Consider the following 21219-nt stretch of genomic DNA (forward strand, 5'->3'; position numbering starts at 1 on the left):
CTGTCCTTAAATTAATTCAATCAACTTAAACGTCACTGTCTGTTTCACATACGGCCCAGCGTTATACCGCTGCTGCGCCACCCACAATCTCTGAAAGCTCTTTGGTAATTGCTGCCTGACGTGCCTTGTTATAAGTCAGCTGCAAGTCATCGATCAGTTTCTTGGCGTTGTCCGATGCGGCCTTCATGGCCACCATGCGGGCGCTCTGCTCGCATGACATGTTTTCGGCAACGGCCTGGTAAATCACGGACTCGACATAACGCACCAACAAGTCATCGAGCACCGAGGGAGCATCTGGCTCATACAGATAATCCCAGTCGTGGGACGCATCGGTACGGTCAAGATGGTCATCTGCCAGGGGCAGCAACTGCAAGACTTTGGGGTCTTGCTTCATGGTGTTCACAAACTGGTTGTAGCAGATATAAACCGCATCAATCTTGCCCTCGACATAGGCATCCAGCTGAACCTTTAGCGGCCCGATCAAGGCCTCTAACTGTGCCTTGTCGCCCAGCTGTACCGCATGCGACACCACTTCGGCACCCATACGGCTAAAAAAGCCCAGGCCCTTGTTGCCAATGGCCGTGACCTGCATGCCAATTTTTTGAGACTCCCACTCACGCATCTGGTTGAGCACCAGTCGCAGCAAGTTGGTATTCAAGCCACCGCAAAGGCCCTTGTCGGTCGTGACCACCACCAAACCCAAACGCTTGATGCCGTTGCGCTTGACCATAAAAGGATGGCGATATTCTGGGTTCGCATGGCTAAGATTGGCGCAGATGGCACGAATCTTTTCGCTATAGGGACGGCCAGAACGCATGCGTTCTTGTGCTTTACGCATTTTCGACGCTGCAACCATCTCCATGGCCTTGGTGATCTTGCGCGTGTTTTGCACGCTCTTGATCTTGCTGCGAATTTCTTTTGAGCCGGGCATTGGATGTCCTTAATCGAGCAGCAGGTTCGCCTTAGAAAGAGCCGGTTTTCTTGAAGTCTGCGATTGCAGCACGCAAGGCAGCCTCGTCGTCTTTCGACAAATCTTTTGCTGCTTCAATGCGGGCCACCAGATCGGCGTACTTGGACTTCATGAAATCACGCAGCGCACGCTCAAAAGCACCTGCCTGGCGAACATCGACGTCTTCCATGTAATCATTGTTCACAGCAAACAGTGTCAGTGCCATTTCCCAAACGGCCATTGGCTGGTATTGGGCCTGCTTCATGAGCTCGGTCACCATACGGCCACGCTCCAGCTGTTTGCGGGTGGCTTCATCCAGGTCAGAAGCAAACTGGGCAAAGGCGGCCAGTTCACGATACTGGGCCAGGGCCAAACGCACACCAGCACCGGTGTCTTTACGTTTCATGATCTTGGTCTGTGCGGCACCGCCCACGCGTGACACTGACACACCGGCGTTAATCGCAGGGCGAATACCGGCGTTAAACAAGTCGGTTTCCAAGAAGATCTGGCCGTCGGTAATCGAAATCACGTTGGTCGGAACGAAGGCCGACACGTCACCAGCCTGGGTTTCAATAATTGGCAGTGCGGTCAGAGAACCCGTTTTACCCTTGACAGCGCCATTAGTGAATTTCTCAACCCACTCTTCACTCACGCGAGCAGCACGCTCCAACAAACGCGAGTGGAGATAGAACACGTCGCCAGGGAAGGCTTCACGGCCCGGGGGGCGGCGCAGCAGCAAGGAGACCTGACGATAAGCAACGGCCTGCTTTGACAAGTCGTCATAAATAATCAGCGCATCTTCACCACGGTCACGGAAGTACTCGCCCATGGTGCAGCCGGCATAAGCCGACAGGTACTGCATCGCGGCGGAGTCAGAGGCGGTTGCGGCCACAACAATCGTGTAGGCCATGGCACCAGTCTCTTCGAGCTTACGCACCACGTTGGCAATGGTGGAAGCCTTTTGGCCAATCGCAACGTAGACGCAATAAACGTTTTGGCCCTTTTGGTTGATGATGGTGTCAACGGCAACAGCGGTCTTACCCGTCTGACGGTCACCAATGATCAACTCACGCTGGCCACGGCCAACCGGCACCATGGCGTCAATGGCCTTCAGACCAGTCTGCACTGGCTGAGACACCGACTTACGCCAAATCACGCCTGGAGCAACTTTTTCAATCACGTCGGTCAGCTTGGCATTAATCGGGCCCTTGCCGTCAATGGGCTGACCCAGGGCGTTGACCACACGGCCAATCAGTTCGGGGCCAACGGGCACGTCCAGAATTCGGCCAGTGGCTTTCACCACGTCGCCCTCGGTGATCTCTTCGTATTCACCGAGAATCACCGCGCCAACAGAATCACGCTCAAGGTTGAGCGCCAGGCCAACGGTGTTGTTGGGAAACTCGAGCATCTCGCCCTGCATCACATTGGATAGGCCATGAATACGGCAAATACCGTCAGTCACGGTCACCACAGTTCCCTGATTGCGGGAGTCGGTGGAGAGGTCAAGACCCTGGATTTTGGTCTTCAGCAATTCGCTGATTTCGGAAGGGTTGAGTTGCATTCAATAAACTCCTAGTTCATCAGGGCAGTGGCCATGCGGGACAGTTTGCCGCGCACGGATGCATCAAAAACTTCATCGCCAATGGCAACGGACACGCCACCAATCAGCGCTGGATCAACAGTTACAGCGACCTTTACTTTTTTGCCATGCTTGGCTTCTAACAACTTGGTGATGTCTGCCACCTGGGCATCGGTCATTGGAAAGGCCGATGTCACATCTGCCGCAATCACACTCTCGGCGTCGTTGCGCAACGATTCAAACATCCGGCTGATTTCAGGCAAGACCTGCAGGCGGTCGTTATCGGCCAGCACCGACAGCATCTGCCGCTCGCTTTTCGATAGCGACGGTACCGCTGCAGCAATGACCTCGACCAGCTTTGCCGTTGGCAATGCAGGGTTGCCGATGAGCTCGACCAATTCCGGTGCGCTCACCGCCTGTGCCAAAGCCGCCAGAGACTCCGACCAGTGGGCCAAGGCCTTTTCAGACTGTGCCAGCCCAAACGCAGCTTCTGCATATGGCCGGGCGATCGTGCGCAATTCCGCCATGACTTAGAGCTCTTTCTTCAGGTTGGCCAGCAAATCAGCATGGACTTGCGGGTTGATTTCCCGAGACAGAATCTGCTGGGCACCTTTCACGGCAAGTGCTGCAACCTGATCCCGCAATTCGTCGCGGGCACGTTGCATGGCGGCACCAGCTTCGGCCTCAGCAGCCTCGCGGGCCTGGGCCACCAAGCGGGCAGCCTCAGCACGGGCCTGTTCAATCAGAGCAGCCGCCTGCTTTTCAGCAGAACCCCGAACATCAGAGGCAAGATTCTTGGCCTTGGACAGTTCATCTTGGACACGACGCTCAACAGCCACCAGGTCGGTCTTTGCCTTGTCTGCGGCAGCCAAGCCGTCAGCGATTTTCTTAGCCCGCTCGTCAAGCGCCTTCATCACGGGTGGCCACACAAACTTCATGGTGAACCAGCCCAAAATAAAGAACACCACCAGCTGGGCGATGAGTGTTGCATTCAGATTCACGTTGGAACCCTTTTTCTATGTTGGTCAAACGACCGGCGACGGTTTAATGCCGCCGGAACAAAACACGAATCGTTCGATCTGCCTTCGCGCTTAGCCGGCAAACGGGTTTGCAAACGCAAACATCATGGCAATACCAACACCGATCAGGAAGGCTGCGTCAATCAGACCTGCCAACAAGAACATTTTGGTTTGCAATGCATTCATCAACTCGGGCTGGCGGGCAGATGCCTCAATAAACTTGCCGCCCATGATGCCAATACCAATACAAGCACCAATAGCGCCAAGACCGATGATCAGACCACAAGCAAGAGCTACAAAAGCAACGTTCGTCATAACAACTCCTCAATGGGATAAATAAAAAACAAACTTCAAAAAAACCAGGCTCTGATTAAGTGTCAGTGCCCCTCATGAGCCTGGCCGATATACACCAAGGTCAACATCATGAAGATGAAGCCTTGCAGTAAAACGATCAGGATGTGGAAGATCGCCCAGATCGAACCGGCAAGCACGTGTCCAACAAAGCCAAACAACGTTGCTGTACCGCCCAACAAGGCAATCAAACAAAACACCAACTCACCGGCATACATGTTTCCAAACAGTCGCATGCCGAGCGAAACAGTCTTCGCAACAAATTCAATGATGTTGATCGCCAGGTTCGGGATCCAGAGTGCGGGGTGCGCGCCAAAGGGGGCACAGAAAAGCTCATGCACAAAGCCGCCAACACCTTTGATCTTGAAGTTGTAATAGAGCATGAGCGCCAACACGCCAAGGGACATCCCCATGGCGCCGTTTAAGTCGGCGGTTGGAACAATTCGGTGGTAGTGAATCACGCTATCAAGGCCAGTGAGCGCGAAGATAAAGTGGGGAAGGTCGACCGGTAATAAGTCCAGGGTGTTCATGAAAATCACCCACAGGAACACGGTCAGCGCGAGCGGCGCAATAAATTGACGGTTGCCATGCACGATGGATTTGGACTGCTCTTCCACCATTTCAACCACGATCTCTACTGCGGCCTGCAGTCGGCCGGGCACGCCCGAGGTGGCCTTTTTGGCCACCGACCACAAAATGAAAATCAGAAGCAGGCCCATCGACAAAGACCAGAACATGGTGTCGATGTTCAAGATTGAAAAATCAATGATGTCTTTCTGGGGCTTTCCAGTGGTCGTCAGATGCCCCAGGTGGTGAATGATGTATTCCGCAGAGGTGGGGGCAGTGTTTGAAGCCATGTCTTGTTTGCTCGCAGTTAGAACTTTTTATTTTTTCTAAATTTTTACTTACTTAACAACATCACTCTAAATGTTCGGCACGCGGCGGCGATCCAGTTGGCCCTGAACCCAGGGAGTGATCCAGACAATTTTTAGAGCAAGGATCACACCAACGATCAACGCGCCCCACGACAGATCAGAAATCCACCGGTAGGCCGACCACAACATCAACACCGACAAACCAATCTTTACAAACTCGCCAATCAGCAGCACCACGGGCGCAAAACGGGGCTGGCTCGTGGAAAGTCGAAGAGCCAACAAAGCATTTGGAACTGCTATGGAACCCCCCCCTGCAACCAGCGACACTGCATGCGCCGTGCCCCAGCCGAGCCACGTTGCCATTCCCGCCAACAGCGTTATCGCAACCTGAAGAAAAACAGCGATCCACACCTTTTTTATCGTTCCTTTTGTGGGTGGATTCGCCCGTTGCAGACGCACCTAGCGAAAACCCTGAAATGATATCGTCCGAATGGACGATGCGTCAATTCAGAAAACCGGCAAGACATCAGCGATCAGGCAGTCCCTGTGGCACCAGGCGGCCAATCACACCATCCAATTCATCAAGGCTTGAAAACCGGATCACCAACTCGCCTTTACTGCCCCGCCCTTGCTTTAGCACCACCGGCAAGCCGATCGCATCAGACAATTGCTCTTCTACCCGATCCCAATCCCGCTGGTGACTGGCGGCTGCTTTTTTCGCGCCGGCCTTTGGCTTAATTGAGGCCACCGTTGCGCCCGCGATTACCTTGGCCACAGCGCGCTCGGTATCACGAACCGAGAGCTGATCGTGGACGATCCGCTCTGCCAAAGCACGCTGCTGCGCCGGCGGCAAAGACAACATGGCCCGCGCATGGCCCGCATCAATTTTCTGATCGCGCAACATGTCCTGGACTGCAGCCGGTAGCTGCAACAGCCGCAACAAATTCGAAGTCGCACTTCTTGAGCGGCCAACCGCCTGGGCTGCTTGCTCGTGGGTCAGACCAAATTCACGAATCAACCGGTCAATGCCCTGCGCCTCTTCCAAAGCCGATAAGTCTTCCCGCTGCAGGTTTTCAATCAGGGCCATGGCCAAGGCGGCCTGGTCATCCACATCCCGAACAATGACAGGCACTTCTTTTAGGCCCGCCATCTGAGCCGCACGGAACCGGCGCTCGCCCGCAATAATTTCAAAGGCCGGCCCCGAAGCCCGCGAGATCGAACGGACCAGCAGTGGCTGCATGATGCCCTGCGACCGAATCGATTCGGCCAACTCCTCAAGGCTGGCCTGGTCCATACCCTGACGGGGTTGATACTTGCCCGCTTGTAGCTGGGAGATGGATAGCGTCTTTTGATTCGATCCCGACTCAATCGCTGGGGATACACCTCCCAATAATGCGTCTAGGCCCCGGCCGAGCCCTTTTTTCTTCACTGTGTTCATCTGGTCTCCGACACTTGGGACGCAAGCCTGCCAATGAGCTCTGCGCCAAAATCAATATAGGCCCGGGAACCCCGTGAGCCGGGGTCATAGACGATCCCTGGCTGTCCATAGCTGGGTGCCTCGGCAAGCCGCACGTTACGCGGAATAATGGATTCAAATACCTTGTCCCCGAAGTGGGTGACAAGCTGCTCAGAGACTTGCTGCGACAGGGTCATGCGCGGATCGAACATGACCCGCAGCAGGCCAATAATTTTGAGCTTGGGGTTTAAATTGGCGTGCACACGCTTGATCGAATTCACCAGGTCCGACAGACCCTCGAGCGCAAAGTATTCACACTGCATGGGAATAATCACGCCATGCGCGGAACACAAGCCATTAAGTGTCAACAGCGACAATGATGGTGGGCAATCCAGGAAAACGAAGTCGTATCGCTCCGATACCTCGGCCAAGGCGTTGGCCAGGCGATGCTCGCGATCTTTCATGTCGACCAACTCGATTTCAGCGCCAGCCAGGTCGCGATTGGCCGCTAACACGTCGTAACCGCCCGGGTCCGAATGAATAGTCGCTTCAGCAACAGGCATTTCACCCAAAAGCACCTGATAGACAGACTGCTCAAGCTCATGCTTGTTGATCCCGCTGCCCATCGTGGCGTTGCCCTGGGGGTCTAAGTCCACCAATAGAACCCGCTGGCCTAGCCGTGCCAGGGCTGCTGAGACATTCACCGACGTTGTGGTTTTACCAACGCCGCCCTTTTGATTGGCCACGGCAAAGATCTGCGCACTCATGCGGCACCCTTTGCCCAAATCAAATGCCGGTCTGCATCCAGCCCCGGTACCGTGATCGGAATAATCTGGTCGACCACAAACCCCCCGTTTTTATTGTTTATTTTAATAAGTTTTCGCTCACTAACTTCTGCTTTCAGCCTGCCTGTCATGGCCGCCCACTGGGTCGATGGCCCGGCAATTGACTGCGTTACCGTTAAAAAATCCGGTAGTGCTGCAAACGCACGTGACGTAATCAGATCATAACGGGGTTCTGCATGATGGGCCCGCACATCCTGGGCCACCACGCGAACGCGGGGGGAGAGCCCCAGCCGGCCTGCAACATGGCGCAAAAAAGCCGCCTTTTTCTGCTGCCGCTCAATGAGATCAAACCTGGATTTCGGCATGACAATGGCCCAGACCACCCCCGGCACGCCCATGCCAGAGCCCACATCGGCCACCCTGATTTCCGGGTCTTGGCCGAATTTTTTGATGATTTCAGGCCAGACACTTAAGCCATCAATCAAATGGCGCCGAATCTGCTGATCAACTTCTTCAATGGCAGTCAGGCTGTGCACCCGATTCCAGTGATTCAAAAGCAGCAAATAGTTCGCTAAATCCTGGCACTGGGCTTCGGTCAACGCGAATTCCGGCGACGGGGGCTGCCAGGCCCCATGGATTTTGGCGGCTAGGTCTTGCGTCGACAGTTCCACACTCGGCAAATCAAGCCGCCCTTTCTTGGCCCTCAAGGCCCTTACCGGCCCGAAGGCGTTTCAAATGAATCCATAACAGAGAAATTGCGGCAGGCGTCACCCCAGAAATACGGCTGGCCTGCCCCAGAGTCTTGGGCATCACGGCCTGAAGTTTTTGTCGGACTTCAATCGACAGGCCACGGACCTGGGCGTAATCAATATCTGCAGGTAGCTCAGCCTTTTCCTGGTTGGCATGCCGGGCGACTTCGTCCCGCTGGCGGGAGATGTAGCCTGCATATTTGGCCTGGATTTCCACCTGTTCTTGGACCTGTGGCGATAAAGGCTTTTCGGCGGCAAGCGAGTGCTGGCCCTCTCGGTCGACCAGAGAAATAAGGCCCGAGTAGTTGACCTGGGGCCGCTTTAACAAGTCGAGCGCCGGGGTCTCATGATCCAAGGGGCCCGCGATAACTCGATTGATCTCAGACTCTGGAAAGCGCTTCGGGCCAACCAGCGCCGCCGCAAGCCGGCTGGTCTCCCGCTCAATCGCCTCGCGTTTTTCGCAAAACGCCTGCCAACGGGTATCGTCCACCAGCCCCAGTCTTCGACCGGCCTCTGTCAACCGAAGGTCGGCATTGTCTTCACGCAGACTAAGGCGATACTCTGCGCGGCTTGTAAACATGCGGTAGGGCTCGGTCACCCCCCGGGTGACCAGGTCGTCGGCCAGTACGCCAAGATAGGCCTCGTCACGGGCAGGCACCCAAGGTTCTTTCCCCTGAACCTGCAAAGCAGCGTTCGCCCCGGCCAACAAGCCCTGAGCAGCCGCTTCTTCATAGCCCGTGGTGCCATTGATCTGGCCGGCAAAGAATAGACCAGCAATCGCCTTGGTCTCAAACCAGGGCGTCAAACCACGCGGATCGTAGTAGTCGTACTCGATCGCGTAGCCAGGGCGCAGAATATGGGCGTTCTCCAAGCCCCGCATGGAATGGACCAGGGCCAGCTGAATATCAAACGGCAGGCTTGTCGAAATACCGTTCGGATAGACCTCGTGGGTCGTTAAGCCCTCTGGCTCTAGATAAATCTGGTGGGCATCCTTATCGGCAAAGCGATGGACCTTGTCTTCAATCGACGGACAGTAACGGGGCCCAACGCCCTCGATCACCCCAGTAAACATGGGCGAGCGATCCAACCCACCACGAATAATCTCATGGGTCTTGGCATTGGTATGGGTCACCCAGCAAGGAATCTGTTGGGGGTGCATGGCCGCATCCCCAATAAAGGAAAAAACCGGTACCGGATCAAGATCACCAGGTTGTTCAGCCAGAACCGAATAATCGATGGTCCGGCCATCGATTCGGGGTGGGGTACCAGTTTTAAGCCGGCCCTGGGGCAGCTTTAACTCTTTTAGTCGAGCCGAGAGCCGGATTGATGGCGGATCCCCCGCCCTGCCCCCCGGATGGTTGTCCAGACCAATGTGAATCTTGCCGTCCAGAAAGGTGCCTGCCGTGAGCACCACGGTTTTGCCATGAAATACCAGGCCAGTGTTGGTCTGAACCCCGGTCACCCGGTCGCCCGACACCAACAAATCGTCCACGGCCTGCTGAAAAAGCCACAGATTTGGCTGGTTCTCCAGTCGAGTTCGAATCGCCTTGCGATATAAGACCCGATCTGCCTGGGCCCGGGTCGCACGGACCGCCGGGCCCTTGGAGCTATTCAGAATCCGAAATTGAATGCCCGCCTCGTCTGTTGCCAGGGCCATGGCTCCGCCCAGAGCGTCAATCTCTTTGACCAAGTGACCTTTTCCAATGCCCCCGATCGAGGGGTTACACGACATCTGGCCAAGGGTTTCCAAGCTATGAGTCAGCAAAAGCGTCTGGCAGCCCATTCGGGCCGAAGCTAAAGCTGCCTCGGTCCCTGCGTGGCCGCCACCAACAACGATGACATCAAAGGCCTTGGGATAGATCATTTTGTTTCACGTGAAACAATCAGAGGCCTGCCAGGGTGACAAACTTGATTTCCAAGTAGTCCTCAATGCCGTACTTAGAGCCCTCGCGACCCAGGCCAGACTGCTTCACACCGCCAAAGGGTGCTACCTCATTGGAAAACGCCCCAGTATTCACTGCAACCATGCCGGCCTCCAGGGCCTCGGCAACGCGGAAAATTCGGCCAACATCTCGGGAATAAAAATAGGCGGCGAGGCCAAAATCTGTGTCGTTGGCCATGGCAATCACGTCTTCCTCAGTTTTGAAACGGAACAGGGGCGCCACAGGACCAAAGGTCTCTTCACGGGAGATCAGCATGCCTGGGGTCACTTCCGTCATCACCGTTGGCTCGTAGAACAGGCCCCCAAGGGCGTGGGCCTTGCCGCCCACTACTACCTTTGCGCCCCCCTTTACCGCATCGTCCACATGAGACTGAACCTTGGCCAGAGCCGCAGGCTCAATCAGCGGCCCGATCTGAACCCCCGACTGAGTACCCGGGCCAACCCGCAGCAGGGCCACTTTTTCCGCCAATTTCTTCGCAAACTGATCGTAGACCCCATCTTGCACATAGATCCGATTGGCACAGACGCAAGTCTGGCCGGCGTTGCGATATTTCGAAACCATGGCGCCTTCGACCGCCTCATCCACATCCGCATCGTCAAAAACAATAAAGGGCGCATTGCCGCCAAGCTCAAGCGACAGCTTTTTCACCGTGTCCGCCGACTGGCGTAACAAAATCCGGCCAACTTCAGTCGACCCAGTAAACGAGACCTTCCGTACCCGCTTGTCTTCGCACAGCACCTTGCCAATCTCTGGGGCAGAGGCTGCGTCCCCCACCACCACGTTGAAAACCCCAGGAGAAATACCGGCCTGTTGGGCCAAATCGGCCAAAGCCAGGGCCGTTAATGGTGTGGCTTCAGCTGGCTTAACAACGACTGTACAGCCTGCTGCGATAGCTGGCGCACACTTACGTGTAATCATGGCCAGAGGAAAATTCCAGGGCGTGATGGCCGCCGCCACACCAATGGGCTCCTTCATGACCAGAAGTTTGCGGCCAGGAACTGGTGACGGGATGACATCGCCATAGACCCGCTTGGCTTCTTCCGCGAACCACTCAACAAAAGACGCACCGTAAATCACCTCGCCTTTTGCCTCGGCCAGGGGCTTGCCCTGCTCGGCCGTCATGAGTGCCGCTAAGGCATCTGAATTTTTCAAAATCAGATCGAACCAAGCCTTCAAACGCAGACTGCGCTCTTTGGCCGTCAAGGCCCGCCATTTCGGCAGGGCCTGATAGGCAGCACTCACCGCCGCCAGTGCGTCGTCTCGGCCCATATCCGAAACCATTGCAATGGTCTCGCCAGTTGCCGGATTGGTGACAGCAAAGGTGCGGCCAGACATCGCGTCTACCCACTGTCCGTTAATAAAGCCCTTGGTCTTTAATTCCACCTGATTTCCGATCGCCACTAAAAAACGTAAAGGATTCTTATTCGATTACTTCATGGTTGGCATGACAAATTCAGCGCCCGAGCGAATGCCCTGCGGCCAACGCTGTGTAATGGCCTTGTAGCGGGTATAAAAACGCACACCTTCGGGGCCATGGATGTGATGGTCACCAAACAGCGAGTCTTTCCAGCCGCCAAACGAATGAAAGGCCATCGGTACAGGAATCGGCACATTGATGCCCACCATGCCCACCTGAATACGAGAAGCAAATTCGCGTGCGCTATCGCCGTCACGGGTAAACAAAGCAACCCCGTTGGCAAAGCTATGGCCATGAATTAACGACAAGGCCTCTTCAAAATCTTTCACACGCACCACGCTTAATACCGGACCAAAGATTTCTTCTTGATAAATCTTCATGCTGGGTTTGACGTTGTCAAACAAGCAGGGGCCAATGTAAAAGCCTTTTTCAAATCCAGCGACTTGCAGGCCACGGCCATCGACCACCAGCTTGGCCCCCTCGGCAACGCCCTGGCCGACATAACCGCGGACCTTTTCCAAATGCGCCGCAGTCACCAATGGGCCCATCTCGGCACCCTTGGCATCCCCCGGCGCAACACGAATGGCTTTCGCTTTCTCAGCAATCTTGGCCACCAATGCATCGGCCACATTACCAACGGCCACCGCAACCGAAATGGCCATGCAACGTTCACCGGCCGAGCCGTAGGCGGCACCGATCAAGGCGTCAACGGCTTGATCCAGATCTGCATCGGGCATCACGACCAAATGATTCTTCGCGCCACCCAAAGCCTGAACCCGCTTGCCGTTTTTCGCGGCGGTCTCATGAATGTATTTCGCAATCGGAGTTGAACCCACAAAACTAATGGCGGCCACCTTGGGGTGAGACATCAGCGCATCAACGGCCTCTTTGTCCCCCTGAACCACGTTGAATACACCATCGGGCAGGCCACACTCTTTTAAGCCCTGGGCCATCATCAATGAGGCCGATGGATCACGCTCCGAAGGTTTCAACACAAACGTATTGCCGCAAGCAATGGCTACTGGATACATCCAGCAGGGCACCATCACCGGGAAGTTAAATGGCGTGATACCAACGCAAACGCCGATCGCTTGACGCATGCTCCATGCATCAATGCCGCCACCCACCTGCTCGGTGTACTCGCCTTTTAAAAGATGTGGAATGCCACAGGCAAACTCCACCACTTCCAATCCGCGCTGGACTTCCCCTTTGGCATCGTCAAAGGTCTTGCCATGCTCTTTGGTAATCGCCATGGCAAGCGCATCCATATTGCGCTCCATCCAGTCTTTGAATGCAAACAACACGCGAGCCCGTTTAACGGCAGGTGTGGCCGACCAAGCAGGAAAGGCCTTGGCAGCAGCGTCAACAGCCTGCGCCACCTCTGCGGCGGTCGATAGCGACACCTGTCGGGCAATCTCGCCGGTTGCAGGGTTAAACACTGGTGCTGTTCGACTCGACTGGCTCGCCGCTGTCCTACCTTGAATCCAATTGCCCACCAACGACTGGCCCAACTCAAACTGAGGTGCATTCATCACAACATCTCCAAAGTGGCATACCCCATCCGCAGAATAAGGACGACCAAAAGAATTAAGAAAAATTTTCGAACAAATTGACTGCCTTTTTTTACTGCGAGATGGGCCCCAATCCAGGCCCCCGCAATATTACAAATGGCCATCACCACCGCAGCAACCAACAGGTATTGGCCGGCAGGCAGAAAAAACGCCAGCGCTGCAAAATTGGTCATGAGATTCACGACTTTGCTTGAGGCAGACGCGTGCAGGAAATCATACCCAAAGAAGCGCACAAACACGAAGATTAAAAACGCGCCGGTACCTGGCCCAAAAAATCCATCATAAAAACCCAGCGCCGCACCCATCAAAAAACCGAAGATCCGCTGTTGAGGAAGGCTTAAACGGGGCGCATGAACGCTGCCCATCTCTTTTTTCCGAAAAGTGACAATCGCCACCACAATCAGCAGCACCAGCACCAGTGGCTGGGCCAGCGCCCGGGGTAAAAGGCTCACCGCTGCTGCGCCCAGCCAGCCGAAAATTCCCGCCCCCACCAATGCGGGCAATACCGCATTCCATGGCAGCTGAACGGCCTTCAGGTAACGGCTTGCCGCGAAAAACGTCCCGGCAATCGAGGAAATCTTGTTGGTGCCAAAGAGCGTGGCAGCTGAAGCGTTCGGCACAAAAGAGAACAGGGCTGGGACCGCCACCAGGCCACCCCCACCGACTACCGCATCGACAAATCCGGCCAACATCGCAAACATGGCCAGAAGCAACAACACGCCCATCTCGGGCCCACCCGGCTGGCCCAAGCTCAGAATCTCAGAAATCATGAATCGTCCAAATAGAGTTGCCGCTCACAGCAACAACCCTGGTTTGTTAGCATCGCGGCATGAAACCGCTCATTGTGACATCTGGCGATCCCGCAGGAATTGGCCCAGAAATCGTGCTCAAGGCCATCGCCCAGTGGCACGACTCTGGAACAGGCCAACGGCCCCTGCTGATTTCCGGAGACCCAGACTGGTTTAAGGAAGAGGGAAAAAGGCTTTCAATTCCCACCGAAAATATGGTTTTTGTTCCTAACAAATGGGAAAAAGACAAAATTAATGTTGGTCATGTGGGAAAAGAATCAGGTCAGGCGGCATTTGAATCAATTCGTGCTGCGGTCGCCCAGTGCACCCGTGGCGAGGCGGCCGGAATCGTGACCGCCCCAATTCACAAAGAAGCCCTCTCTCTTGCCGGCCACCCCTGGCCCGGCCACACAGAAATGCTCGCTGATCTTGCAAGTCCGTCGGCACCGCCCCCCGTTCGCATGATGCTGGTCAATCCAGATCTGCGCGTGGTTTTAAATAGCGTCCATGTCTCACTCAAAGACATGATTGATGCCATCAATGTCGAGGATCTCGTTCAGACCATTATGCTCACCGAACAAGGCTGCCAGCAGCTCGGGGTGACCAAACCACGGATCGCAGTCGCTGGCCTAAACCCCCACGCTGGCGAGTCGGGCCTTTTTGGCCGTGAAGAGATCGATGTGATCGGCCCGGCCATTGCCAAAGCAAAAGGCTTTGGTGTGAATGTGTCCGGGCCCTGGCCAGGCGACACGATTTTTATGCGGGCACGCCACCACCGAGATTTTGACGTTGTGATTGCCCAATATCACGACCAGGGGTTAATTCCGATCAAATACTTAGGTCTTGATCAAGGCGTCAACATTACACTCGGCCTGCCCTTTATTCGGACCAGTGTGGATCACGGCACGGCCTTTGATATTGCAGGGAAAAATTGTGCTGATCCTGGCTCCTTGCTTGCCGCAATCGCACTTGCTGATCGGTTGGCCAGTCAAAACGAACACCCCAATCAGCCCCGAATCAACCACTAAAACATCACAGGCTCAAGGCCACTGATGGCAATAAAAAACCCCAGGCAAGCGGCTGCTCACCCAGGGTTTTAAATCAACTCACCGCTCATTAAGCGGCAAGCCGCTCCTGTAGTTTTTGCTCCAAGGCCGCCTTGGTTTTCGGAAGGGTATCCGGCAACCCATGGGCAAGCTTTGTAAACAACTCTGCATGCAGTGTGAACTCTTGTTTCCAAGAATCACGATCAATCGATGTGATCTTGGCAAACTGCTCGGCAGAAAAATTCAATCCCGACCAATCCAGGTCTTCATAACGTGGAGTAACACCAAAGACATGCTCCACACCGCTGGCATTGCCCTCAATCCGCTGCAACATCCACTTCAACACGCGCGCGTTTTCGCCAAAGCCAGGCCAGACAAACTTGCCGTTTTCATCGGTTCTAAACCAATTCACACAAAAGATCTTTGGAAGTTTTGCACCGCTGGCCGATAACTTTTCGCCAAGGTCAAGCCAATGGCCAAAATATTCAGCCATGTTGTAGCCACAAAATGGCAGCATGGCGAATGGGTCACGCCGAACAACACCCTGCTGGCCAGCGGCCGCTGCGGTGGTTTCCGAACCCATGGTCGCCGCCATGTAAACACCCTCTTCCCAGTTGCGCGCCTCGGTGACCAAGGGCACCGTGGTGGATCGCCGGCCACCGAAAATAAAGGCATCAATGGCCACACCATCGGGGTTGTCCCACTCAGAGTCGATCACAGGGTTTTGAACCGATGCCACCGTGAAGCGTGCGTTGGGGTGGGCGGCCTTTCGGCCCTCGGCTTTGCCGATCTCCGGTGTCCAATCTTTGCCTTGCCAATCAATGCAATGGGCCGGTGGTGTGTCGGTCATGCCCTCCCACCAGACATCGCCATCATCCGTTAAGGCCACGTTAGTAAAGATCACGTTTTCTTTAAGCGAGGCCATGCAGTTGTAATTGGTCTTCTCGTTAGTTCCCGGGGCTACGCCAAAGTAACCATTTTCAGGGTTAATGGCCCGCAGCCTGCCGTGGGCATCGGGCTTAATCCAGGCAATATCATCGCCAATGGTCGTGATCTTCCAGCCGCCGTTATCCAGCCCTTTGGGTGGAATCAACATCGCGAAATTGGTCTTGCCACAGGCCGAAGGAAACGCTGCCGCCACGTGATATTTCTTGCCCCAGGGTGCCTGCACCCCCAGGATCAACATGTGCTCGGCAAACCAGCCAGGGTTGGCGCCGTGGGCCTGTTTTTTACCCATGGCCGAAGCAATCCTGAGCGCAAAGCACTTCTTACCCAAGAGCGCATTGCCGCCGTAGCCCGAGCCATACGACCAGATTTCCTGGGTCTCGGGGAAATGAACAATGTATTTGGTGTCATTGCAGGGCCAGGCCACATCTTTTTGGCCAGCCAGCAATGGCATGCCCACCGTATGCACACAGGGCACGAAAGACCCGTGATGCCCCAATACATTAAAGACTGCCTTACCCATACGGGTCATCAGGCGCATGTTGACCACCACATAGGGGGAGTCAGAAATTTCAACGCCAATGTGGGCAATCGGCGACCCGATCGGGCCCATTGAAAATGGGATGACATACATGGTGCGGCCCTGCATACAGCCATCAAACAGACCATCCAGGGTCTTGCGCATCTCTGCGGGATCAATCCAGTTATTGGTGGGGCCGGCATCTTCTTTGCGGTCGCTACAAATAAAGGTGCGGTCTTCCACGCGGGCCACATCCGACGGCGACGAACAGGCAAGATAGGAATTGGGCCGCTTGGCGGGGTTTAATTTTTTCAGTGTGCCACTGGCCACCATTTCAGCAAGCAGCCGATTGGCCTCTTCCTCTGACCCATCACACCAGACCACATTGGCTGGCTTTGTTTTTTGTGCGATCGAGGTTACCCAGTCGATCAGGCCCTGGTGTTGGACATAGCTTGGAGTGTTGATATTCATGGTCTGCTGGTCGTAAGAATTAAAGTTTGATGCTTCTTGTTCTTGTCTAAAAAGACATACGCGCCTAGACGGCATGCCGACGGCGCGTTTGTGACAAACTCATGTCATCTTAACATTTGACCCATGCTCATGAACCCGACAACTCCACTGCTCTTTCTAAGCTGCGGCGGCACAATTGAAAAAATCTACCTGGCAGATAGCGGACAAATGGGGTTTGGCCAGTCCCACATTTCAGATTGGGCAAAGACAAGTCGCATTGCGCAAAATTATCGGGTTGAAACCCTGATGCTGATCGATAGTCTCGACATGACCGAGCAAGACCGTGACATCTTGGCCAACCGCATCGCCGAAGTGCCAGAGCCCCAGATTGTTGTGCTTCACGGGACAGACACCATGGTGGAAAGCGCAAAACGGGTTATGTTGCAGCGCAAAGAAAATCAGGTGGTGGTCTTTACCGGGGCCATGGTACCGGCCAGTCAAAAAGATTCAGACGCGCTATTTAATCTTGGCATGGCGACTGCTGCCGTTCAGACCCTTACCCCCGGTGTCTATATCGCCATGAGTGGGCAAATTTTTGCAGCCGATCAGGTGCGCAAAAACAAAACGTTGGGGGTTTTCGAGTCCACCGAGAAAAGCACCGACTCAGATGGATCCGAGCCTGAAAATGGCACGCTCAGAATTACCAAGCGCAAAATGACTGGATTTTTCAGATAACCCAGAGATATCCAAGCAAGGTCATTTACCGATACAGAAACGACCAAAGATTTCGCCCAGTAAATCATCTGGGGAAAACTCACCGGTAATTTCAGACAAGGCTGTTTGCGCCTGGCGCAAACACTCCGCCAAGAGTTCAAGTTCTTGGCCACGAAGATGATCTGTCGCCGCAGACATCTGGGCCTGGGCCCTGGTAAGTGCATCTAAGTGCCGCGCGCGGGCCGAAAACACGCCCGATGCGCCGTCACCACTCCACCCCGCAAGCGACAACAACAATTGCCGCAGGCTATCTAAGCCCAGGCCCGTCTTGGCGGATATCCAGACCTGATGCTCAAGCTGCCCGGATGGCAATCCTTGGGGTGACGGTGTTGATAACAAATCTGCCTTGTTAAAAACCCGTATCACCGAGCGGCGTGATGCTGCTTTGGCCAGGACCAATCTTTCCAAATCGCCCTGGGCAGAAATTTTTCCGCTGGCATCTTGTAACAACAGCACCACCTGTGCCTGCTCAATCTCTTGCCAGGTTCTCTCAATACCGAGTCGCTCCACCACATCCTGGGTTTCCCGAAGGCCTGCGGTATCAATGATGTGGATTGGCACGCCATCAATCACAATCTCTTGAACAATACGATCACGGGTAGTCCCCGCGATATCGGTCACCAGGGCAACATCTTGTTCAGCAAGTGCATTCAATAAAGACGACTTTCCAACATTGGGAGCGCCGACCAAGACCACGCGCAGGCCTTCACGAAGAACCGCACCCCGATGGGCACTGGTCTGAATATTGGAAAGCAGTTGACTGATGTCAGATAACTTTTGAGCCACACCCTCACGCGCAATGAACTCAATATCCTCTTCCGGAAAATCAAGACAGGCCTCGACCCGCATACGCAAGTCAATCAGTCGGCCTTCCAGCTCACGGATTAGCTGACTGAAGCGGCCTTGTAGTGATGCCAGCGCACTTTTCGCAGCACGCTCGGATCCTGCATCGATCAAATCCGCAACGGCCTCGGCCTGGGCCAAATCAAGTTTGTCATTTAAAAATGCCCGCTGCGTGAACTCCCCCGGCGCGGCGAGCCGAATCCGGGATGCCTGGCCGTGAATCGTAGAAGTCCCGTCGATAGCAAGACAGCGCTGTAACACCAAAGACAAAACACCGGGGCCCCCGTGGCCCTGAAGCTCTAAAACATCTTCGCCAGTGTAGGAGTGCGGCCCAGGAAAAAAGATGGCAAGGCCATCGTCGATGGCCTGCTGCTGTTGATCTAAAAAACTAAGATGCGTGGCAACCCGTGGCGCCAAGGCCTTGCCACAGACCGCCAGCATGACCGCCCGGACAGCCGGCCCGGAAACACGAATGACCCCAATGGCGCCGCGCCCTGGGGCCGTAGCAATCGCAACAATGGTGTCCGATGTCATGCGGCGCCATTATTTAACGATGGGCAGCCGAAGCCTTTTCAATCTGTTTCATCACGTAATACTGCTGCGCAATCGACAAGATATTGTTCACCAACCAGTACAGCACCAGGCCGGCCGGGAAGAAGAAGAAAAAGATTGAAAAAATGATGGGCATGAACATCATGACCTTGGCCTGAATCGGGTCCGGTGGGGGGGGATTCAGCTTGGTCTGAATGAACATGGTGATCGCCATGATCACGGGCAAGATGTAATACGGATCCGGCACTGACAAGTCCGTCACCCAGCCCAGCCATGGCGCATTACGCATCTCCACACTGGCCAACAAGACCCAATAAAGTGCAATGAACACAGGGATTTGAATCAAGATAGGTAGACAGCCACCGAGCGGATTGATTTTCTCTGTCTTATAGAGTTCCATCATGGCCTGATTGAGCTTGGCCTTGTCGTTGGCATAGAGCTCACGAAGCTTCATCAGACGCGGCGTAACAGCCTTCATCTTGGCCATCGACTTATAGCTTGCGGCCGACAGCGGATAGAAAATCAGCTTAATGATGATGGTCAACAGAACAATCGCCCAACCCCAGTTCGCCACCACACCATAGAGTTGATCCAACAACCAATAGATGGGTTTAGCCAAGAAAGTTAACCAGCCGTAGTCCACTACCAGATCAAGACCAGGGGCAAGCTTTTCCAAAACATCTTGCAGTTGTGGGCCAGAAAAAAGAACGGCCTCGTGGGTCTGTTGTGCACCGGGTGCCAGGGCTGGCAGTGCCTGAATCAAACCGACGCTATAAAGATTGTTTTCTACACGGCGTGTGTAGAACTCGCGTGCGGCTTCATTTTGGGGAATCCACGCGCTAACAAAGTAATGCTGCACGATACCGAACCAGCCATCGCTTGCCGATTTCACATGGGAAGCTTTGTTCTTTTCAATGTCGCCAAAATCGATTTTTTGGAATTTACCCTCTTGGGTAAACACGGCAGGACCAATAAAGGTTTGATAAAACTGACTCTCCCCAGGTGGACGATCCCCGTTGCGCATTAATTGCAGATAGATCATTGGCGTTGCCGTATCTGCACCCGTATTTTGAACAGTGTGGGAGACCTTCACAGCAAAACCTTTCTCATCTAGAGAATAGGTTTTGGTTAATTTCATGCCGCCAGACTCGGCCATCAAAGCAACATGGCGATTGGGGTCCAGACCTTCGCGCACCGGAACCCGCTTAAACACGGAGGTGTGATTAGGATAAGAGGCCTGAGCAGCAGATTGCCCAATCAGACCAGAATGGGCTTCGTATCGGCGGGCAGGGTTTTGATCAAAAAGAATGACACGTTTACCCTCATAAGCGTCAGAAAACTGGTTTAACAAGACAGCCCGAGTGATCCGGCTACCTTGGGTATCAATCTCTAATTCAATTTCACCGTTTTTTAATGTGATTTTCTCGCCCACAGCCGCTGTTGCGGCAATGGGTGTTGCAGCGGCTTTTGCAGCCTCTTTATTGACCTGAGTGGGGGTGGGAATGGCAGCACTATCGGGCTTTGCGGCCGCTGGAACGGCAGATGGGCCAGAGCTTGTTCCTGTTGCCCCGTCAGCGCCAACCACCTTTTCAACCTTGGGGGTGGGTGATCCAAACATCGATCCTTGGCCCGTGTGACGCATGTACGCATCCCAGAGCATCAACAAAGACATCGAGAAAATTACCCACAAAATGGCACGACGAGTATCCATAGGATTCAATCAGTAATAGATGGTTGAGATGAAATACGTTGTGTGTTGAATGACTTGGCAGGAACGGGGTCAAGGCCACCCGTGGCCCAGGGATGACAGCGGCAAAGCCGCTTGGTGGTCAGCCAGCCGCCCGAAAACAAACCATGCTCTTGAAACGACTCAATAGCATAGTCTGAACAGTGGGGAAGATAACGGCATCTGGGGCCAATGATTGGCCGAATGGTCCACTGGTAAAGCCGAACCAGTAAAACGGCAATAGCGCGGGGAACCACACCAAGGCGCACAAGAGTTTGTTTCATTGTTGCGTCTCTATTGCCTTTTCCATTGCCTGTAATAGGTGTTGCCTTGTGTCGTTTCGGCCAACTAAGTTCCAGTGAAGCTTTGGTATCAGGGCCCGAACCCGAACCACCAAGGCAAAGCCCGAGGGAACAGGAGCATCTGGCTTTCGAAACCAATCCCGCGCCCAGCGCTTGATTTGATTTCTTTGAACTGCTGTCCGAACGAGCTTTTTTGGAAGAACAAACCCAAGCCGAGGACCATCTTGAGAAGGGATCCGATACACCAAAAATGACCCACTTCGCCCTAACGGACGGGTCATTAGCGCTTGCTGAAACGCTTTTGGATCATGCAAGCGATCATCACGCTTGCCCATGTTCAAACGTTACAGCTCAGACAGCAAGACGCTTACGACCCTTGGCACGGCGGGCACGAATAACGGCGCGGCCACTACGGGTCTTCATGCGAACCCGGAAACCGTGAGTTCTTTTGCGTCGAACAACCGACGGCTGAAAAGTGCGTTTCATAATAAATGTCCTAAAACTTAAGGGTTAGACTTTGAGGAACCCGACAGTATACGGTTTTTTAGCCCATTAGCGCCTAATCAGGGCAAACCAGGC

General features: G+C 54.4%; 22 protein-coding genes. 2 read left to right on the forward strand and 20 right to left on the reverse strand.

Annotated elements, in window-relative coordinates; all coding sequences use genetic code 11:
• Positions 1-61 precede the first annotated feature (61 nt).
• The 14 genes from atpG to AOB54_10095 form a co-directional block, all read right to left on the reverse strand.
• Complete coding sequence (gene atpG, locus AOB54_10030) at positions 62-931, reverse strand: F0F1 ATP synthase subunit gamma (protein ID WVN41788.1); 870 nt, start codon at positions 929-931, stop codon at positions 62-64.
• Positions 932-962: 31 nt separating this feature from the next.
• The gene (atpA, locus tag AOB54_10035; GenBank protein WVN41789.1) at positions 963-2510 is read right to left on the reverse strand and encodes a F0F1 ATP synthase subunit alpha; all 1548 of its coding nucleotides are present in this window, start codon (positions 2508-2510) and stop codon (positions 963-965) included.
• A gap of 11 nt (positions 2511-2521) precedes the next feature.
• Positions 2522-3055, reverse strand: coding sequence for a F0F1 ATP synthase subunit delta (locus tag AOB54_10040; GenBank protein WVN41790.1), 534 nt, complete (start codon positions 3053-3055; stop codon positions 2522-2524).
• A gap of 3 nt (positions 3056-3058) precedes the next feature.
• Entirely contained in the window at positions 3059-3529 is a 471-nt protein-coding gene (locus tag AOB54_10045; protein WVN41791.1) for a F0F1 ATP synthase subunit B, read from the reverse strand.
• A gap of 90 nt (positions 3530-3619) precedes the next feature.
• A complete protein-coding gene (gene atpE, locus AOB54_10050) occupies positions 3620-3862 on the reverse strand; it encodes a F0F1 ATP synthase subunit C (protein ID WVN41792.1) in 243 nt (80 codons plus the stop codon).
• A gap of 62 nt (positions 3863-3924) precedes the next feature.
• On the reverse strand, positions 3925-4755 hold the full coding sequence (gene atpB, locus AOB54_10055; GenBank protein ID WVN41793.1) for a F0F1 ATP synthase subunit A: 831 nt from the start codon (positions 4753-4755) through the stop codon (positions 3925-3927).
• Positions 4756-4821: 66 nt separating this feature from the next.
• The gene (locus tag AOB54_10060; protein WVN41794.1) at positions 4822-5232 is read right to left on the reverse strand and encodes an ATP synthase subunit I; all 411 of its coding nucleotides are present in this window, start codon (positions 5230-5232) and stop codon (positions 4822-4824) included.
• Between the two features lie 67 nt (positions 5233-5299).
• Positions 5300-6211 (reverse strand): ParB/RepB/Spo0J family partition protein, encoded by a 912-nt coding sequence (locus tag AOB54_10065; GenBank protein WVN41795.1) that lies wholly within the window; start codon positions 6209-6211, stop codon positions 5300-5302.
• Positions 6208-6996, reverse strand: coding sequence for an AAA family ATPase (locus tag AOB54_10070; GenBank protein ID WVN41796.1), 789 nt, complete (start codon positions 6994-6996; stop codon positions 6208-6210). Before AOB54_10070 ends, AOB54_10065 begins: the two co-directional genes overlap by 4 nt.
• Positions 6993-7685 carry a 16S rRNA (guanine(527)-N(7))-methyltransferase RsmG gene (gene rsmG / locus AOB54_10075; protein WVN42831.1) on the reverse strand — a complete coding sequence of 231 codons (693 nt, stop codon included), beginning with the start codon at positions 7683-7685 and terminating at the stop codon, positions 6993-6995. Before rsmG ends, AOB54_10070 begins: the two co-directional genes overlap by 4 nt.
• 10 nt (positions 7686-7695) lie before the next feature.
• Complete coding sequence (gene mnmG / locus AOB54_10080; GenBank protein WVN41797.1) at positions 7696-9627, reverse strand: tRNA uridine-5-carboxymethylaminomethyl(34) synthesis enzyme MnmG; 1932 nt, start codon at positions 9625-9627, stop codon at positions 7696-7698.
• Positions 9628-9646: 19 nt separating this feature from the next.
• The gene (locus AOB54_10085) at positions 9647-11041 is read right to left on the reverse strand and encodes an NAD-dependent succinate-semialdehyde dehydrogenase (GenBank protein ID WVN42832.1); all 1395 of its coding nucleotides are present in this window, start codon (positions 11039-11041) and stop codon (positions 9647-9649) included.
• A gap of 93 nt (positions 11042-11134) precedes the next feature.
• Positions 11135-12655: a CoA-acylating methylmalonate-semialdehyde dehydrogenase gene (locus AOB54_10090; protein ID WVN41798.1), complete on the reverse strand. Its 1521-nt coding sequence runs from the start codon at positions 12653-12655 to the stop codon at positions 11135-11137.
• Positions 12655-13464 (reverse strand): sulfite exporter TauE/SafE family protein, encoded by an 810-nt coding sequence (locus AOB54_10095; protein WVN41799.1) that lies wholly within the window; start codon positions 13462-13464, stop codon positions 12655-12657. Before AOB54_10095 ends, AOB54_10090 begins: the two co-directional genes overlap by 1 nt.
• A gap of 59 nt (positions 13465-13523) precedes the next feature.
• Between AOB54_10095 and pdxA the strand changes: the two genes are divergently transcribed.
• A complete protein-coding gene (pdxA, locus tag AOB54_10100) occupies positions 13524-14510 on the forward strand; it encodes a 4-hydroxythreonine-4-phosphate dehydrogenase PdxA (protein ID WVN41800.1) in 987 nt (328 codons plus the stop codon).
• Between the two features lie 88 nt (positions 14511-14598).
• Here the strand turns inward: pdxA and AOB54_10105 are convergent, their stop codons facing one another.
• Positions 14599-16464 (reverse strand): phosphoenolpyruvate carboxykinase (GTP), encoded by a 1866-nt coding sequence (locus tag AOB54_10105; GenBank protein ID WVN41801.1) that lies wholly within the window; start codon positions 16462-16464, stop codon positions 14599-14601.
• A 129-nt stretch (positions 16465-16593) separates the two neighbouring features.
• On the opposite strand from AOB54_10105, the gene AOB54_10110 reads away from it, so the two are divergent.
• On the forward strand, positions 16594-17178 hold the full coding sequence (locus AOB54_10110) for an asparaginase domain-containing protein (protein WVN41802.1): 585 nt from the start codon (positions 16594-16596) through the stop codon (positions 17176-17178).
• A gap of 21 nt (positions 17179-17199) precedes the next feature.
• On the opposite strand, the gene mnmE is transcribed toward AOB54_10110, so the two are convergent.
• The 5 genes from mnmE to rpmH are packed head-to-tail and all read right to left on the reverse strand — an operon-like array spanning position 17200 to position 21126.
• Complete coding sequence (gene mnmE / locus AOB54_10115; GenBank protein ID WVN41803.1) at positions 17200-18594, reverse strand: tRNA uridine-5-carboxymethylaminomethyl(34) synthesis GTPase MnmE; 1395 nt, start codon at positions 18592-18594, stop codon at positions 17200-17202.
• A 13-nt stretch (positions 18595-18607) separates the two neighbouring features.
• Positions 18608-20323 (reverse strand): membrane protein insertase YidC, encoded by a 1716-nt coding sequence (gene yidC, locus AOB54_10120; GenBank protein ID WVN41804.1) that lies wholly within the window; start codon positions 20321-20323, stop codon positions 18608-18610.
• 5 nt (positions 20324-20328) lie between these two features.
• Positions 20329-20622, reverse strand: a complete 294-nt coding sequence (gene yidD / locus AOB54_10125) for a membrane protein insertion efficiency factor YidD (GenBank protein WVN41805.1) — start codon at positions 20620-20622, stop codon at positions 20329-20331.
• Positions 20619-20975 (reverse strand): ribonuclease P protein component, encoded by a 357-nt coding sequence (locus AOB54_10130; GenBank protein WVN41806.1) that lies wholly within the window; start codon positions 20973-20975, stop codon positions 20619-20621. Before AOB54_10130 ends, yidD begins: the two co-directional genes overlap by 4 nt.
• Positions 20976-20991: 16 nt before the next feature.
• A complete protein-coding gene (rpmH, locus tag AOB54_10135; protein ID WVN41807.1) occupies positions 20992-21126 on the reverse strand; it encodes a 50S ribosomal protein L34 in 135 nt (44 codons plus the stop codon).
• Positions 21127-21219: the final 93 nt, after the last annotated feature.

The sequence above is a fragment of the beta proteobacterium MWH-UniP1 genome (assembly GCA_036362785.1).
Taxonomy (GTDB): Bacteria; Pseudomonadota; Gammaproteobacteria; order Burkholderiales; family Burkholderiaceae_A; genus Lacustribacter.